This is a genomic window from Thermocrispum municipale DSM 44069, assembly GCF_000427825.1.
GTDB classification, from domain to species: domain Bacteria; phylum Actinomycetota; class Actinomycetes; order Mycobacteriales; family Pseudonocardiaceae; genus Thermocrispum; species Thermocrispum municipale.
In genome coordinates this window covers 61,622-77,389 of record NZ_ATYT01000016.1, presented here as the reverse complement: position 1 = coordinate 77,389, position 15,768 = coordinate 61,622, and the positions used below count along the sequence as shown (strand labels likewise).

General features: G+C 67.8%; 15 protein-coding genes and 1 tRNA gene. 11 read left to right on the top strand and 5 right to left on the bottom strand.

Translation table 11 applies throughout. The features are described from left to right. Positions 1-46: 46 nt before the first annotated feature. Positions 47-868: an AraC family transcriptional regulator gene (locus tag YWM_RS0114245; protein WP_245566044.1), complete on the top strand. Its 822-nt coding sequence runs from the start codon at positions 47-49 to the stop codon at positions 866-868. A gap of 178 nt (positions 869-1,046) precedes the next feature. Here YWM_RS0114245 and YWM_RS0114240 read toward each other — a convergent pair. Continuing rightward, positions 1,047-1,120, bottom strand: a tRNA-Leu gene (locus tag YWM_RS0114240). A gap of 234 nt (positions 1,121-1,354) precedes the next feature. On the opposite strand from YWM_RS0114240, the gene YWM_RS0114235 reads away from it, so the two are divergent. The 6 genes from YWM_RS0114235 to YWM_RS0114210 all read left to right on the top strand — a co-directional run bounded on the left by YWM_RS0114235 (position 1,355) and on the right by YWM_RS0114210 (position 7,487). After that, positions 1,355-1,963, top strand: coding sequence for an ANTAR domain-containing response regulator (locus tag YWM_RS0114235; RefSeq protein WP_028851293.1), 609 nt, complete (start codon positions 1,355-1,357; stop codon positions 1,961-1,963). A gap of 416 nt (positions 1,964-2,379) precedes the next feature. Further along, complete coding sequence (locus YWM_RS0114230) at positions 2,380-3,555, top strand: branched-chain amino acid ABC transporter substrate-binding protein (protein ID WP_052344904.1); 1,176 nt, start codon at positions 2,380-2,382, stop codon at positions 3,553-3,555. Positions 3,556-3,693: 138 nt separating this feature from the next. Next, on the top strand, positions 3,694-4,704 hold the full coding sequence (locus YWM_RS0114225; protein ID WP_043661122.1) for a branched-chain amino acid ABC transporter permease: 1,011 nt from the start codon (positions 3,694-3,696) through the stop codon (positions 4,702-4,704). Further along, a complete protein-coding gene (locus YWM_RS0114220) occupies positions 4,701-5,873 on the top strand; it encodes a branched-chain amino acid ABC transporter permease (RefSeq protein ID WP_028851290.1) in 1,173 nt (390 codons plus the stop codon). The genes YWM_RS0114225 and YWM_RS0114220 overlap by 4 nt, the downstream gene beginning before the upstream one ends. A 56-nt stretch (positions 5,874-5,929) precedes the next feature. Beyond that, positions 5,930-6,787, top strand: a complete 858-nt coding sequence (locus YWM_RS0114215) for an ABC transporter ATP-binding protein (RefSeq protein WP_084612416.1) — start codon at positions 5,930-5,932, stop codon at positions 6,785-6,787. Further along, positions 6,774-7,487, top strand: a complete 714-nt coding sequence (locus tag YWM_RS0114210) for an ABC transporter ATP-binding protein (protein ID WP_028851288.1) — start codon at positions 6,774-6,776, stop codon at positions 7,485-7,487. Before YWM_RS0114215 ends, YWM_RS0114210 begins: the two co-directional genes overlap by 14 nt. A 52-nt stretch (positions 7,488-7,539) precedes the next feature. Here YWM_RS0114210 and YWM_RS0114205 read toward each other — a convergent pair whose 3' ends face one another. Beyond that, positions 7,540-7,980: a PaaI family thioesterase gene (locus YWM_RS0114205; protein WP_425426557.1), complete on the bottom strand. Its 441-nt coding sequence runs from the start codon at positions 7,978-7,980 to the stop codon at positions 7,540-7,542. A 70-nt stretch (positions 7,981-8,050) separates the two neighbouring features. Between YWM_RS0114205 and polA the strand changes: the two genes are divergently transcribed. Beyond that, positions 8,051-10,774: a DNA polymerase I gene (gene polA / locus YWM_RS0114200; protein ID WP_028851286.1), complete on the top strand. Its 2,724-nt coding sequence runs from the start codon at positions 8,051-8,053 to the stop codon at positions 10,772-10,774. A 55-nt stretch (positions 10,775-10,829) separates the two neighbouring features. On the opposite strand, the gene YWM_RS0114195 is transcribed toward polA, so the two are convergent. Next, positions 10,830-11,180, bottom strand: coding sequence for a DoxX family protein (locus YWM_RS0114195; RefSeq protein ID WP_028851285.1), 351 nt, complete (start codon positions 11,178-11,180; stop codon positions 10,830-10,832). Positions 11,181-11,319: 139 nt separating this feature from the next. On the opposite strand from YWM_RS0114195, the gene YWM_RS0114190 reads away from it, so the two are divergent. The 3 genes from YWM_RS0114190 (at position 11,320) to YWM_RS23725 (ending at position 13,847) form a co-directional block, all read left to right on the top strand. Continuing rightward, positions 11,320-12,162 carry a sigma-70 family RNA polymerase sigma factor gene (locus YWM_RS0114190; protein WP_028851284.1) on the top strand — a complete coding sequence of 281 codons (843 nt, stop codon included), beginning with the start codon at positions 11,320-11,322 and terminating at the stop codon, positions 12,160-12,162. Between the two features lie 341 nt (positions 12,163-12,503). Beyond that, entirely contained in the window at positions 12,504-13,301 is a 798-nt protein-coding gene (locus YWM_RS0114185) for an SDR family NAD(P)-dependent oxidoreductase (protein ID WP_028851283.1), read from the top strand. Between the two features lie 3 nt (positions 13,302-13,304). Beyond that, positions 13,305-13,847, top strand: coding sequence for a Rossmann-fold NAD(P)-binding domain-containing protein (locus YWM_RS23725; protein ID WP_052344902.1), 543 nt, complete (start codon positions 13,305-13,307; stop codon positions 13,845-13,847). Positions 13,848-13,854: 7 nt separating this feature from the next. Here YWM_RS23725 and YWM_RS23720 read toward each other — a convergent pair whose 3' ends face one another. Together YWM_RS23720 and YWM_RS0114170 are read right to left on the bottom strand one after the other, a co-directional pair. After that, entirely contained in the window at positions 13,855-14,718 is an 864-nt protein-coding gene (locus tag YWM_RS23720; protein WP_052344901.1) for a GNAT family N-acetyltransferase, read from the bottom strand. Continuing rightward, the gene (locus tag YWM_RS0114170) at positions 14,715-15,566 is read right to left on the bottom strand and encodes a class I SAM-dependent methyltransferase (protein ID WP_028851282.1); all 852 of its coding nucleotides are present in this window, start codon (positions 15,564-15,566) and stop codon (positions 14,715-14,717) included. Before YWM_RS0114170 ends, YWM_RS23720 begins: the two co-directional genes overlap by 4 nt. Between the last annotated feature and the right edge of the window lie 202 nt (positions 15,567-15,768).

Below are 15,768 nucleotides of genomic sequence, written 5' to 3'. Positions count from 1 at the left end.
TGCAGCGCGGAGTTGGCTTGGACAAATGTTCCGTAGCATGGGGCCTGTGTCCGGCCGCCAGTCATCCCTGCTGTGGGACGTGGCAGCGCCGACGCGTCCGAGCGAACTTCCCGGTGCGGCGATGGCCGGATTCACCGATACCGGCGTCGCGCGCTATGACCTGCGGTTGATCCCGCACCCCGCGGTGACGTTGATCGTGATCTTCGACGGTGACATCGCGGTGGACGACGCGGCCGGGCGATGTCATCGCGGCAGCTTCGTCACCGGCATGGGATTCGGCGAAGTGATGCGTGCGCGCCGCGCGATGGCGTTCCGGTGTTTGCAGGTTCGGTTGGTTCCGGTTGTCGCGCATGCGCTCCTCGGTCCGGCAGTTGCCGAACTGTCCGGGGTGGTCGACGCAGATGATGTGCTGGGTTCGGAAGCTGCGCTCGTCAGCGGCCGCCTGGCCGACCTGGACGACTGGCAGGACCGCTTCGCGTGGATGGAGCACTGGCTGGCGAGCAAGCTGACCGGCCGAGTCGACCCCGAGGTCGCCTGGGTGTGGCGGCGCATCCGCGCAAGCCGCGGCCGAACTCGCGTCGAGCCCCTGGCCGCCGAAGTGGGCTGGAGCCGCAAACGGTTGTGGGCGCGCTTCCAGTCCCAGCTCGGAATTCCGCCGAAGCGCGCGGCCACCCTCGTTCGGTTCGATCACGCCGTGCACCAGTTGGTGGCCGGCCGCTCGCCAGCCACGGTGGCGGCCGAGTGCGGTTACGTGGACCAGTCCCACCTGCACCGGGAGGTCGTTGCATTCACCGGACGCACACCCGCCGCGGTGGTGGACGAACCGTTCCTCGCGGTCGACGACATAGCGTGGGGCCGGCCGGGTTAGCAGCGGGTGGCCGGGTAGGCCACTCAGCAAGTGGCAGTCTCCGCGGCGTCGTGTCGCGTGGCCGGGGTTGCGATCCCAGCGGCTACCTGCTCACGAAGCGCGAAACCGCGCACCCCCCGGTACGGGAAGTGCGCGGTTTGTGCTGGTACGAGCCCAGGTCGGTCGTGATCGACAAGAGTGCCCCCGGTGAGACTCGAACTCACACTGGACGGGTTTTGAATCCGTTGCCTCTGCCAATTGGGCTACGGGGGCGGACACGCACGATCTTAAGGGATGGCCCGCCGTCGCGGTCGTGCGGCCCGGAATGCCTTCCTCGTGTGCCTGCGCGCGCGTTCGATCCACCCGGCTTGCGGCTCGCCGGTGCCCGATCGGGTCGGTTCCCGTGACGCTTGTCCCGGTTCGCGGGCATTTGCTGCGGCCCGGTCTCGCCCCTCGCTAGTCTGGTGCCGCTACCAGCGAGATCAAGCGAGCACCCAGGAGGTCTCGGTGACCGAGACGGCCACCGCCCAGGACAGGGCCGAGCAGAAGCGTCGCGTTCTCATCGCCGAGGACGAGGCGCTGATCAGGCTCGACCTGGCCGAGATGCTGCGCGAGGAAGGCTACGAGGTGGTGGGCGAGGCCGCGGACGGCGAGCAGGCCGTCGAGCTGGCCGCACAGCTGAAGCCGGACCTGGTCATCCTGGACGTGAAGATGCCCAAGATGGACGGCATCGAGGCCGCGTCGAAGATCACCGGCGAGCGCATCGCCCCGGTGGTCATCCTGACCGCGTTCAGCCAGCGGGAGCTGGTCGAGCGGGCCAGGGACGCGGGCACGATGGCCTACCTGGTGAAGCCGTTCGCCAAGCGGGACCTGGTGCCCGCCGTCGAACTCGCGGTCAGCCGGTTCGCCGAGCTCCAGGCGCTCGAGTCGGAGGTCGCCGACCTGACCGACCGGCTGGAGACCCGCAAGATCGTCGACCGCGCCAAAGGTCTGCTGATGACCACGCAGGGCCTGACCGAGCCGGAGGCGTTCCGCTGGATCCAGCGCACCGCGATGGACCGGCGGACCACGATGAAGTCGGTGGCGCAGGCTGTGGTGGACAGCATCAACGCGTAGCCAGCGCCTTTGTTCTTGTTACGGCGTTGGCAAATCTTGTTGCCAATGCGTGCCGTCACGCGCGACACCAACTAAGGTGCTGCCGCGATGGCCAATGTCGGCCGACGGTTGCACTAGAGATCAACAGCGGCCAAATGGGCTAGTGGAGCGCCCGAAGCGACCTTTTTGCGCAGATTGTCGTCGCTCTGAGTCATGGTTGTTGTTGAATGTTGGCCGCGCGGAGTACGAGTGGCTATAACGTTCTCTGCAAACCGTCACGATGTGGATACAGGCACGCTCCGTGCCTGGGCAAGCAGCGGGGACGGCAGTTAGGTTCACCCACCGGGTCCGATTCCCAGGGGGTGGGTCGCGCGTTGGCGACGACCCCATACGACATGGAGGAAGAAGTGGCAAGAGCACGGATTACCGCAGCTCTGGTGCTGGCGGCGGCCGCGTCACTGGCTCTCAGTGCTTGTGAGGCGCGAACCGACCAAGGTGGAAGCGCGGGGAACGAGCCACAAGCCGACGCGCCCGCCGAGCCGGCGAACGCTCACAAGCCTGAAGGAGACGGTAACGCCAAGTGCAGCAACGTCGCCATCGCTTACGCGGGCACCATCAACGGTGAGAACGCCGCGCTGGGTCAGAACATCCTGAACGGCGTCAAGCTGGCGGTGAAGAAGCACAACGACGCCAACAAGGACTGTCAGGTCGAGCTCAAGGAGTTCGAGACCGAGGGTGTTCCGGAGAAGGCGCCCGGCATCGTCACCCAGATGGTCAACACCAAGGAGATCGTGGGTGTCGTCGGCCTGCCGTTCTCCGGTGAGTCGAAGGCCGCGGGCAACATCTTCGACAAGGCGGGCCTGCCGCAGATCTCCCCGTCGGCGACCAACCCGGCGCTGGCCGAGAACGGCTGGAAGACGTTCTTCCGCGGCCTGGGCAACGACAACGCGCAGGGCCCGGCGGCGGCCAAGTTCCTGACCGAGAACCTCGGCGCGGAGAAGGTCTGCGTGGTTCAGGACGACTCCGAGTACGGCATCGGCCTGGCCGAGGCGGTCAAGGAGGCGCTGGGCGACAAGGTCGTCTGCAACGAGAAGGTCAAGACCAAGCAGAAGGAGTTCAGCGCGGTCGTGCAGAGCATCAAGGCTGCACAGCCGGACGCTGTCTACTACTCCGGTTACTACCAGGAGGGCGCTCCGTTCGCCCAGCAGCTGTTCGACGCCGGTGTCGAGGCTCAGCTGGTGGGTCCGGACGGTGTGAAGGACGTCGAGTACGTCAAGGGTGCGGGTGACGCCGCGGCCGAGACGTTCTTCACCTGCCCGTGCGTGCCTGGTGAGGGCTTCACCAAGTTCGCCGGTGAGTACCGCGACATGTTCGACAAGGACCCCGGCACCTACTCGGTCGAGGGTTACGACGCAGCCACCGTGCTGCTGTCCGGTATCGACGCGGGCAACACCGACCGCAAGAAGATGCTGGAGTGGATCAAGAACTACGACGCCCAGGGCCTGAGCAACAAGCTGGGTTGGGACGACAAGGGCGAGCTTGCCGAGACGCCCACCGTGTGGACCTACAAGGTGGAGAACGGCAAGATCGTCCGGAACGTCGAGATCAAGTAGGACGATGACGAGGGGGAGATGGAGCCGGTGAGCCTGTCTCCCCCTCGTTGCCTATCCACTCACTCTTTCTGGTAGGAAGTCCCCGGCAATGACCACACCCGGTCAGTAAGCCCGGCTCGAGAGAAAATGAGTACTTGAGTGCACCACGTAGTTAGTTCTGCGCACATCCTCGCGCAAGAGTCAGATTCGTGGATCAATACCGACACGTTCATCGACCTGTTCTGGGCGAACACGATCGGTGGCCTTGAGTACGGCAGCATCTACGCGCTCATCGCACTGGGCTACACCCTGGTGTACGGCGTGCTGAAGCTGCTGAACTTCGCGCACTCCGAGGTCTTCATCTACGGGGCATACGCCACCTGGTTCACGTTCTTCCTGCTGGGCTTTCGGCCCGGCCCGACGCCCGAACTGGCGACCGGCGAACTGATCGCCTTCCTGTTGCTCGCAGTGGTGGTGGCGATGCTGGTCTCCGGCACCACGGCACTGGTGCTGGAACGCGTCGCCTACCGGCCGCTGCGGAACCGGGGCGCCCCTCGACTGGCGTTTCTGATCACCGCCATCGGCGCCTCACTGGTGCTGCAGCAGATCCTGTTCCTCTGGCGGGGCGGCAATGCCGAACAGGCGATCCGGCTTCTTCGGCCGGAGACGCTGTTCACCGTCGGCAGCGCCTCGATTCAGAACCTGACCATCATCATCGTGGTCGCGTCGATCCTGATGTGGCTGGTCGCGGACACCTTCGTCAACCGGACCCGGTTCGGTCGCGGTATCCGCGCGGTCGCCCAGGATCCGGAGACGGCCACGCTGATGGGTGTCAACAAGGAGCGCATCATCATGCTGACGTTCGTGGTCGGCGGCCTGTTGGCCGGCGCGGCCGCGCTGTTCTACATGATGAAGATCCCGCAGGGGGCCCAGTACAACGGCGGATTCCTGCTCGGCATCAAGGCATTCGCCGCGGCCGTGCTCGGCGGCATCGGCAATCTGCGCGGTGCGCTGCTCGGTGGCTTGCTGCTCGGCGTCATCGAGAACCACGGCCAGGCGCTGTTCGGTGGGGAATGGCGCGACGTGGTGGCGTTCGTGCTGCTGGTGCTGGTGCTGATGTTCCGGCCGACAGGCATCCTCGGTGAATCGCTCGGGAAGGCACGGGTATGACCACGACCAAGACTCCGTCGACGGCCAAGCCCCCGACAGCACCCTGGCGGACGAGTATCTCCGAGCGCTGGAACAACCTGAGCCGTTTCCAGCAGTGGGTGATCTTGATCCCGGTTGTGGTGCTGATCTTCGCACTGCCGTGGCTGAACCCACCGATCCTGACCACCGAACCCGGTTACGACTTCTCCATCGCGATGTTCGACGTCGCGCGGTACTGCCTGATCGCGATCGGGTTGAACGTGGTGGTCGGCCAGGCCGGCCTGCTCGACCTCGGCTATGTCGGGTTCTTCGCCATCGGCGCGTATGTCGCGGCGCTGTTCACCAGTCCGGACTCCACGCTGTGGAAGATCCCGTACCTAGCGGCCGTTCCGCTGGCGATGGCGATCACCATGGTGTTCGGCATCATCCTCGGGTCTCCGACGCTACGGCTGCGCGGTGACTATCTGGCCATCGTGACGCTGGGCTTCGGCGAGATGGTGCGACTGTTTGCCGACAACGTGGACGCGCTGCGCGGCAACCGCGGGTTCTCCAACATCGGCGCCCCGCCCGGGACGCGGGAGAACGGTGAGCCGTTGTTCGTCAACTTCGACGGCAAGCCGTGGTACGTGCTGTGCGTCGCGGTGATCATCATCGTGTTGATCCTGGCAGGAAACCTGGAGCGGTCGCGGGTCGGTCGCGCTTGGGTGGCCATCCGCGACGACGAGGACGCCGCCGAGCTGATGGGCGTGCCCACGTTCAAGTTCAAGATCTGGGCGTTCGTCATCGGCGCGGCGATCGGTGGCCTCTCCGGTGCGCTGTACGCCGGTCAGCAGGGCTTCATGAACAACCAGAAGTTCGACGTGCTGACCTCGGTGCTGTTCCTGGCCGCGGTGATCCTCGGCGGCTCCGGCAACAAGGTCGGTGTGCTGCTCGGGGCGTTCGTGGTGGCCTACGTGCCGCTGCGCTTCCTGAGCATCGCCGAGTGGAAGTTCATGATCTTCGGGGTGGCGCTGACCATCCTGATGATCTTCCGTCCGCAGGGCCTGCTGGGTGCCCGCCAGCGCTTGCTGGCCTACGGCAGGCAGGCCTATCAGCGATTGGTCGGCCGCGGTGAGATGGTCAGCAGCGACACCGCGATGTCTGCCGAGAAGGGCGGCTTGATGAACGGCGGAAGCGGGGCACCGAAGTGACGGAGAAGAACAAGAACGAGCCGGCGCCCGGCGGCATCGTCGCCGAGGTCGCCCAGATGACCGAGGTGGAACTGCGCGAGCACGAAGCCGAGGTCGCCGACGTGGTGGCGACCGACCGCGAGTTCGCGGTCGGCCAGGGAGAGACCCTCCTGGAGATGGACAACGTCACCATGAGGTTCGGTGGCCTGGTCGCGCTCGACGGGGTCTCGTTCGACATCAAGCGCGGCGAGATCCTCGGCCTGATCGGGCCGAACGGTGCGGGCAAGACCACCTGCTTCAACGCGATGACCGGTGTGTACCGGCCGACGTCCGGTCAGGTGCTGCTGGAGGGCAAGCCGCTCGGGAAGACGACCAAGCACAAGATCACCCGCAAGGGCATCGCCAGGACGTTCCAGAACATCCGGCTGTTCGACGAGATGACCGCGCTGGAGAACGTGGTCGTCGGCACCGACGCCCGGCACAAGACGTCGGTGGTCGGCGCCCTGCTGCGGCTTCCCCGGCACTTCGCCGAGGAGAAGGCGGCGGTCGAGAAGGCCATGGCGTTGCTGGAGTTCGTCGGCATCGCCGACCGGGCGGGTGACAAGGCGAAGAACCTGCCGTACGGCTATCAGCGACGGCTGGAGATCGCGCGTGCGTTGGCCACCGAGCCGAAGCTGTTGTGCCTGGACGAGCCCGCCGCGGGCTTCAACCCGGCGGAGAAGGACGAGCTCATGGAGCTCATCCGCAAGATCAGGGACGACGGCTTCACGGTGCTGCTCATCGAGCACGACATGCGTCTGGTCATGGGTGTGACGGACCGGATCGTGGTGTTGGAGTTCGGCAAGAAGATCGCCGAGGGCACGCCCGAGGAGATCCGGAACGACAAGGCGGTCATCGCCGCGTACTTGGGGGTGCCTGACGATGACGTTGCTTGAGCTGGACTCCGTCTCCGTCCACTACGGCCGGATCCGCGCGGTGCACAACTTGTCCCTCACCGTCGGCGAAGGCGAGATCGTCGCGTTGATCGGCGCCAACGGTGCGGGCAAGACCACCACGATGCGGGCCATCTCGGGCATCCGCCCGGTGTCCGGCGGGAAGATCATCTTCAACGGCGAGGACATCACGCGCATGCGTGGTGAGAAGCGGGTCGAACGAGGCATCGCGCAGTCGCCGGAAGGTCGCCGGATCTTCCCGGGCATGACCGTGCTGGAGAACCTGGACATGGGCGCCTACGCGCGCAAGGACAAGGACGGGATCGCCGAGGACCTGGAACGGGTCTTCGAGCTGTTCCCGCGCCTGGCCGAGCGCAAGGACCAGGCGGGCGGCACCATGTCCGGCGGTGAGCAACAGATGCTGGCCATCGGACGCGCGCTGATGGCGCGGCCGAAGCTGCTGCTGCTCGACGAACCGTCGATGGGGCTTGCGCCGCAGTACATCCAGCAGATCTTCCGGATCATCACCGAGATCAACGAGCAGGGCACGACCGTGCTGCTGGTGGAGCAGAATGCGCAGCAGGCGCTGGCGCGGTCGCACCGTGCTTACGTGCTGGAGACCGGCGAGATCGTCAAGGCAGGCACCGGTAAGGAACTGCTGGCCGACCCGTCGGTCAAGGAGGCCTACCTCGGCGTCGGCTAGGTCCGACCCGACGGCCGAGTGAGCCGCCGGTTGCCTGCAGGCCCCCGGCGGCTCACTGCTTGCGCTGGGGGTTGTCCCGCAGCACGCAGGTCAGCCGCGCCGTACAGGTACGCCGCCCCTGTTCGTCGGTCAGCTCGATGGCCACGGTCACCGTGCTCCGACCGACGTGCACCGGGGTGGCGACACCGGTGACGACTCCCTCCCGGACCGCCCGGTGGTGGGTGCAGGACAACTCGAGCCCCAGCGAAACCCGCCCTTCCGTCGCGTTCAGCGCCGCACACATCGAGCCGAGCGACTCCGCCAGTGCCGCGTTCGCGCCGCCGTGCAGCAGGCCGTAGGGCTGCAGATTCCCCTTCACCGGCATGGTCGCGACCACGCGCTCCGGTGACACTTCGACGTAGCTGATGCCGAGCTTGTCGTCGAGCTGTTGCTCGGCGTACTCGGGCGCGATCGTGTCGCGGAAAAGGGCTGCAATCTTCGCTGGATCGTTCAACACCTGACTCCCACTCGGCTCGCCGAGACACTTCGGAACGTTGTCGGTACTGCACCCTAGACTCGCTGAGGTGAGTCCTCGCGCAGAAGCCACCGCAACCAGTGACACGTCCGTGCCCAAGTTACTGCTGATCGACGGCCATTCCATGGCCTATCGAGCGTTCTACGCGCTGCCGAAGGAGAATTTCGCCACACAGACCGGTCAGCACACCAACGCGGTGTTCGGGTTCACCTCGATGCTGATCAACCTGTTGCGCGACGAGCAGCCGACTCACCTCGCGGTGGCCTTCGACGTATCCCGCAAGACGTTCCGCAGCGAGCAGTACAGCGAGTACAAGGCCAACCGCAGCGCGTCCCCGGACGAGTTCAAGGGGCAGATCAGCCTGATCGAGGACGTGCTCACCGCGCTGTGCGTGCCGTTTCTGTCCAAGGAGGGCTACGAGGCCGACGACGTGATCGCCACGCTCACCACGCAGGCGGCCGGCGAGGGCTTCCAGGTGCTGATCTGTTCCGGTGACCGGGACACCATCCAGCTGGTCAACGACCAGGTCACGCTGCTCTACCCGAGCCGGGGCGTGTCGGAGATGTGGCGGCTGGACCCGGCGAAGGTGAAGGAGAAGTACGGCGTCACCCCGACGCAGTACCCGGACTTCGCGGCGTTGCGCGGCGACCCGTCGGACAACCTGCCGAAGATTCCCGGCGTGGGGGAGAAGACGATCTCCAAGTGGCTGCAGGAGTTCGGCTCGCTGTCCGAGCTGGTCGACCGGGTCGACGAGGTCAAGGGCAAGGCCGGGCAGGCGCTGCGTGACCACTTGTCGTCGGTGTTGTTGAACCGCCAGCTCACCGAGCTGGTGCGGGACGTGCCGCTCGAGGTCGGGCCGAAGGACCTCGCGGTGCGACCGTGGAACCGGGACGCGGTGCACCAGCTGTTCGACGAGCTCGAGTTCCGCGTGCTGCGGGACCGCTTGTTCGAGTCGCTCAGCTCGGCCGAGCCGGAGGCGGAGGCGGGTTTCGAGGTCAGCGGCAGCAAGGCCGAGCCCGGTTCGGTCGCCGGCTGGCTGGGCGCGCACGCCGGCAAGGGCCCGGTGGCGCTCGCGGTGCGCACGACGGGCTCGTCGATCAACGCGGACCTGGTGTCGCTGACGCTGGCCACCCCGGACGGCGAAGGGCTGTACATCGACCCGGCCGAGCTGACCGAGTCCGACGAGCAGGCGCTGGCGTCCTGGCTGGCCGACGGGGCGGTGACCAAGATCAGTCACGCGGCCAAGACGGCGTTGCACGCGATCCGGTCCCGGGGCTGGGTGTTGCGTGGCCTGGACATGGACACCGAGCTGGCGGCCTACCTGGTCCGGCCCGGCCAGCGGTCGTTCGCGCTGGACGATCTGGTGCTGCGCTATCTCAAGCGCGAGCTGCGCACCGAAACCGCCGAAGAGGGCCAGCTGTCCCTGCTGGACGGTGACGACGAAGGCCCCGGTGGCGATCACGAGCTGGTGCAGGCGGAGCTGGTGCGCGCGCGGGCCATCGGTGAGCTGGCGCAGGCGCTGGAGTCCGAGCTGGCCTCGCTCGGCGGCAGCAAACTGCTGCGGGACATCGAGATGCCGCTGTTCGAGGTCATCGACGAGCTGGAGCGCGCAGGCATCGCGGTCGACGTCGAACAGCTGACCGCGCTGGAGGCGCACTACGGCGAGCGGGTGAAGAACGCCGCCGAGGCCGCCTACCAGGTGATCGGCAAGCAGATCAACCTCGGCTCGCCGAAGCAGCTGCAGGTGGTGCTGTTCGACGAACTGGGCATGCCCAAGACCAAGCGCACCAAGACCGGCTACACCACGGACGCGGATTCGCTGCAGACGCTCTACGAGAAGACCGAGCACCCGTTCCTGCAACACCTGCTGGAGCACCGGGACGCCACCAGGCTGAAGGTCACCGTGGAGGGGCTGCTGCGGTCGGTCGCCGACGACGGCCGCATCCACACCACGCTGCAGCAGACCATCGCGGCGACCGGACGGCTGTCGTCCACCGAGCCGAACCTGCAGAACATCCCGGTCCGCACCGAGGAGGGCAGGCGCATCCGGGAGACGTTCATCGTCGGTGAGGGCTACGCCGAGCTGATGACCGCCGACTACAGCCAGATCGAGATGCGGATCATGGCGCACCTGTCCGGCGATGCGAAGCTGATCGAGGCGTTCCAGTCCGGCTTCGACTTTCACGCGGCGACCGCGGCGCGCGTGTTCGACGTGGCGCCGGAAGCGGTCACCCCCGAGCAGCGGGCCAAGATCAAGGCGATGAACTACGGCCTGGCGTACGGCCTGTCCGCGTACGGCTTGTCGCAGCAGCTGCGCATCTCCACCGAGGAGGCGCGGGGGCTGATGGACGAGTACTTCGAAAGCTTCGGCGGCGTGCGGGACTACCTGCAGTCGGTGGTGCAGGCGGCGAGCAAGGCCGGGTACACGGAGACGATCTTCGGTCGCCGCCGCTACTTGCCGGACCTGAACAGCGACAACCGGCAGCGCCGCGAAATGGCGCAGCGGATGGCGCTCAACGCGCCGATCCAGGGCAGCGCGGCCGACATCATCAAGGTGGCCATGCTGAACGTGCACCGCGGCCTCGCCGAGTCGGGACTGCGCAGCCGGATGCTGTTGCAGGTGCACGACGAGCTGGTGCTGGAAGTCGCGCCGGGCGAGCACGAGCAGGTCGAGGCGCTGGTGCGCGAGCAGATGGGTGCGGCCTACCAGCTGGCCGTGCCGCTCGAGGTGTCGGTCGGGTTCGGCCGGTCCTGGAACGACGCCGCGCACTGAGGACGGCGGACCGTGGCTCGCGCCGACCGCGACGCGAGCCACGGTGGTGCGCCGGTCAGCCGGCGAGGAAGTACGCCAGCGCGCTCGCGGCCAACGCCAGGTAGAGCAGCGGGAACGCGATGTTGTAGTAGACGGACGCCCGGACGTGGGCGTCGACCGCGCAGAGGTAGAACAACACCAGCCCCACCGCCGCGGCGACGCCCAGCGGTGTGATGCCTGCCAGCCCGATGGCCAAGCCCGCTATGCCGGCTGCTTTCAGCAAGCCCAGATACGGAATCAGCTCGGGCTTGACACCGACCTCGGCCGAGTTGGCCAGCACGAACTTGGCGCGGGCCAGGTCCGCCACCATGACGAACGCGTTGGCCACCATGCACACGATCGTCAGTGGGAGTAGCACCGCGGTCATCAGTGCCTCCCGACCTGCCGTGGGCCAACCCCGGGCCTGCTGATCTGTACGCTCAAGGAATCCTCCGTTCTGCCGAGACCGTCATTGCGTGTTGGTCGCCCGTCATGACGTCTGGCAGGACCGAAAGGTGACCGCTCCCGTGAACTTGACCGACACTTTCCAGGCGGAGCGCCCTCGGCTGCTGTCGCTGGCGCACCGGATACTCGGCTCGCTCGAGGACGCCGAGGACGCGGTACAGAACACCTGGCTGCGCGCGCACACCGTGCAGGACGAGATCGAGAACCCCGCAGGCTGGCTCACCACGGTGACCGCGCGACTCTGTCTCGACCTGCTGCGGGCCTCCCGACGGCGCGGCGAGCTGCCCCTGCTGGCTGACGCGCTCGCCGATCAGCAGCTCGCCGCGGACGAGGAGTTCCTGCGGCGTGAGCAGGTGTCGCGGGCCCTGATGGTGCTGCTCGACCAGCTGACTCCGACGCAGCGCGTCGCCTACGTCCTGCACGATCTGTTCCGGGTGCCGTTCGACGAAATCGCCGGCGTGCTGGACACGACACCGACGAACGCGAAGAAGCTGGCCAGTCGTGCCCGGCAGAGGATCGCCGGGGCATCGGTCGTCGAGACCGCACAAACATCGGACTGGCGCGTCGTGGAGGCCTTTCTCGCGGCCGCGCGCGACGGCGACATCGACGCGCTCGTCGGCGTGCTGGCTCCGGACGTGGTCCGGACGGCCGCGCCGGAGCTGTTGCCGGACGGCGAAGCCGTGACGGTTCACGGGCATCGCGCGGTGGCCGGCGAGGCGCGACTGTTCGCCGACCGCGTCGACGTCACCATCCCGATGGTGGTCAACGGCGTTCCGGCCGCCGTTCTCGCCCCGGGGGGCCGCCCGCTCGCCAGGATCATGTTCGACATCGTCGACGGACTCATCACCAGGTTGGACATCGCTCCGCTCGTGCCGACCGATCAGCTGGGCGCCCCTGCTCAGTGATCGGCCCGGCCGCCGGCCGGGCCGGGATCTCATCGACTGGACCGGCCGCCGGCCGGGCCGGGAGCTCATCGACCGACCGGCCGTCCGCCGGGCCGGGATCGTGCTGCGTACCACCGACCGGTTCCGCCGATCGGATGCCCGCCGACCCGACGGGTGGTGCGGATCTGCGTGGGTGATGGAACCATGGCGAGGGAAACGCGCAGATCGGACATATGGTCGGACGTCCGACGGGCACCGCCAGGTTTGGCGACCAGAGGGGCGGTAACTCTGCAAGCGACCTCGCGCTGCAACGCCCGGCGAGCGCCAGGCGGTGTCGCCGCAACGACCACGGAGGTGTTCGGATGAGCCTGCCCGCGCCCGCTGACGACATCGACGTCGTCGTGACCGGAGCTTCCAGCGGCATCGGTGCCGAGCTGGCCCGCCAACTGGCACAGCGAGGACACAACCTGGTGCTCGTGGCCCGCCGCGAGGAGCGCATGCGCAAGCTTGCCGACGAGCTCCACTCGGCGCACGGAGTCGACGTCGAGGTGATGGTGCACGACCTGGCCGTGCCCGAGGAGCGCACGAAATTGATCGACCGGATCCGCTCCCGGTCACGGGTCGTCGGCGGGGTGTGCAACTCCGCCGGGTTCGGCACGTCCGGTCAGTTCGCCCGGCTACCGCTGGAACGTGAGCGGGAAGAGGTCGACGTCAACGTGACGGCCTTGCTCGAACTGACCCACGCCTTCCTGCACGACATGGTGGCCAGGGGCAGCGGTGCGATCCTCAACCTGGCGTCGCTCGCCGCGTTCCAACCCATGCCGGGCATGGCCACGTACGCGGCGACCAAGGCGTTCGTGTTGACCCTGTCCGAAGCGATCCACGAGGAACTGCGGGGGAGTGGCGTCTCGTGCACGGCGGTGTGCCCGGGCCCGGTGGACACCGAATGGGCGCGGATCGCCGGGGCCGAAGCGGTCGCGATTCCAGGGGGAAAAGTCAGCGTGGAGCGGGTGGCCGAGGAATCGATCGCGGCGATGGAACAAGGCAAGCGGGTCGTGGTGCCCGGCATGGTGCCCAAGACGCTGGCGGGCGCCAGTCGCGTGACGCCCCATTCCGTTCTGCTGCCGATGATGTCGTTCGCGCGCCGGATGCGGGGGTAGGCCATGCCGAAACGTGCACTGGTGCTGGGTGGCACCGGGATGTTGGCGGGCGTGGCAGGCCACTTGGTGAACGAGGGCTGGCTGGTGGTGCTCCCGAGCAGGCGCTACAGCCCGCTGCCGGACTACGCCGAGCCCGGCCGAGGTCGGGCCCTGTGGGTACAGGCGCGCTGGGAACGACCGGAGCGCCTCGTACGGGATACCGCCGACGCGCTGGACGGCCCGGCGGACCTGCTGGTGGCGTGGGTGCACAACGAGTACCGGCGCTCGGTGCTCAACGCCGTCGAGCCGCTGCTGGTTCCGGACGCCCCCGTGGTGGAGGTGTTCGACGCACCACCGGACGACCGGTTCGGGGCGGGCCCGGAACCGACGCTGCCGGAGCATCCGACCCAGCAGGTTCTGCTGGGGTATGTGCGGGACGGTGACCGGATGCGCTGGCTGACGCACACCGAGATCGTCGACGGGGTGCTCGACGCGGTGAAGCGAGCGATCCGGGGTGCTCCGACCACCGAGCACTACGTGGGCCAGGCGCGGGCCTGGACGCACTGAAGGCGGGTCAACGCAGGTTCGCGGCCGGGCGGCAGATCCAGCGCGTCTGCACCGGCCGGTAACCGCGGCGCGGCCAGAACACGGACGAGAGCGGGTTGGCCACGTCGTAGAACAGGAACGTGCCCTGCTCCAGACCCGGCTCGAGCAGCCGAAGGGAGCCTTCGGCCAGCGCGGCCCCGACCCCCTGCCCACGGAGGTTCGGCTGCACCGCGACCTGGCCCAGATACCCCCACGTGCCCGCGGGCAGGAAGCGGCTCAGCGTCGGGCTGTCGGCCGGGTCGGTCACGCCGCACACCGCCACGCCCACCGCGACGCCGTCGAGCTCCGCCAGATACACCCGCCCGCCGAAGTACACCGCGCGCTCGGCGTTGATCCGGATCAACTCGTCGGCGTTGTCGCGTGGTGTCGCCCCCACGACCTGGGCGGAGAACCGCATCTCCTCCGCGGCCAGCTTGGCCACGTCGTCGAGGTCGCTCATGGTCGCTTTCCGCACCCGCACATCGGTGCTGCGATGCAGCGTCGACAGCCCGAGCGGGCGGGTCGCCAGCACCGTGGTGGGCACCAGCCCGTGCGCCAGCAAGACCGGGAAGACAGCGACGTCGTGGCTCGGCCAGGTGACCTGAACGGCCGTGTCGCCCGACAGCTCGGTGGTGGGGACCTCACGTCGGAGCCAGCCCGCGAGCGCGCTGAGCGCCGCGTCCATGCCCGCCGCGCCCGCGTCGCCGATCGCCGGGGCGAAGTCCCACACCACGCGAGCGTTCCACACGCTGAGCAGGTCCTGCGGTCCGTGCACCAGGCGATACACCCGCCCACCCACGACCCGTCCGTCGGCCAGCGTGGCCGTGATCTCCGCGCTGTGCGGACCGCTCATGTGGCCAGCTCGCAACGGAAGATCGCGGTGCCGGGGAACAACTCGCCACGCTCCGGGCCCCACTGGCCCCACACCAGCTCGTGACCCTCCGGCCATTCCGGTTCGACCAGATCGTCCAGGACGAACCCGGCACCGCGCAGTGCACGGATGTAGTCGCCGAGCGTGCGGTGATACTCCACGTACGTCGCCTGGCCCTGCGCGTCGATCTCCACATACGGGGTGCGGTCGAAATACGAATTGATGACGCGCAGACCAGCCGGGCCCGGGTCGTCCGGGAAGATCCAGCGCATCGGATGCGTCACCGCGAACACCCAGCGTCCCGCCGGTCGCAGCACGCGGGCCACCTCGGTGAAGACCGCGTCCAGGTCGGGGGTGAACGGCACCGCGCCGAAAGCGGAACAGGCGATGTCGAACGTGCCGGACGCGAACGGCAGACGTGCCGCGTCCGCCTGCACCAGCGGGGGCTTCAGGCCGGTCCGCCGGTTGGCTTCGTCGGCGTGCCGCAGCATGCCGCCCGACAGGTCCATCGCCACCGCGTCGGCGCCGACCGAGGTCAGCCACCGTGCACACATAGCGGCCCCGCAGCCGACCTCGAGTACCCGTTTCCCGGCGACATCGCCCAGCAGGTGTGCGTCCTGTTCGCGCAAGCCTTCCGGGCACCACACGAAATCGGCATCGCCGAGAAAGTCGCCGTGCTCGGCGAGGTAATCGTCGGCGTCGGCGTCCCACCACGCCCGGCTGGCCACCACCGCTTCGGCATGGCCGACGGGACGGCGCGCCACACCCGCCGTACCGAGGAGACGTTCGGCGCTCTCGTGGCCGCCGGCGGCCTGGTCGGGATCGCTCACGCGGTGATCGTATCCGTGACCCACCCTGTTTGTGCCGGGGTAGCGGGGACAAGTACGATGGGCCAGGCGCAGTGGGTTCGCGCTGCCTCGCCACCCGGTGTCCGCCGGGTTCCAGGTCCGCGTACCGAATTGCGGTGGTCCGTCGGCCGTCATTTGTGAGGGCGTTGGATATCTACCGCGTCGGCCGCTGCGCAGCAAGACT

What these genes read in the sequence shown, in the direction of transcription:
- YWM_RS0114220 (WP_028851290.1), top strand. Translation starts at nt 4,701, where the DNA reads ATGACCACGACCAAGACTCCGTCGACGGCCAAGCCCCCGACAGCACCC.
- YWM_RS0114215 (WP_084612416.1), top strand. Translation starts at nt 5,930, where the DNA reads ATGACCGAGGTGGAACTGCGCGAGCACGAAGCCGAGGTCGCCGACGTG.
- YWM_RS0114210 (WP_028851288.1), top strand. Translation starts at nt 6,774, where the DNA reads ATGACGTTGCTTGAGCTGGACTCCGTCTCCGTCCACTACGGCCGGATC.
- YWM_RS0114195 (WP_028851285.1), bottom strand. Translation starts at nt 11,180, where the DNA reads ATGACCGCGGTGCTACTCCCACTGACGATCGTGTGCATGGTGGCCAAC.
- YWM_RS0114185 (WP_028851283.1), top strand. Translation starts at nt 12,504, where the DNA reads ATGAGCCTGCCCGCGCCCGCTGACGACATCGACGTCGTCGTGACCGGA.
- YWM_RS23725 (WP_052344902.1), top strand. Translation starts at nt 13,305, where the DNA reads ATGCCGAAACGTGCACTGGTGCTGGGTGGCACCGGGATGTTGGCGGGC.
- YWM_RS23720 (WP_052344901.1), bottom strand. Translation starts at nt 14,718, where the DNA reads ATGAGCGGTCCGCACAGCGCGGAGATCACGGCCACGCTGGCCGACGGA.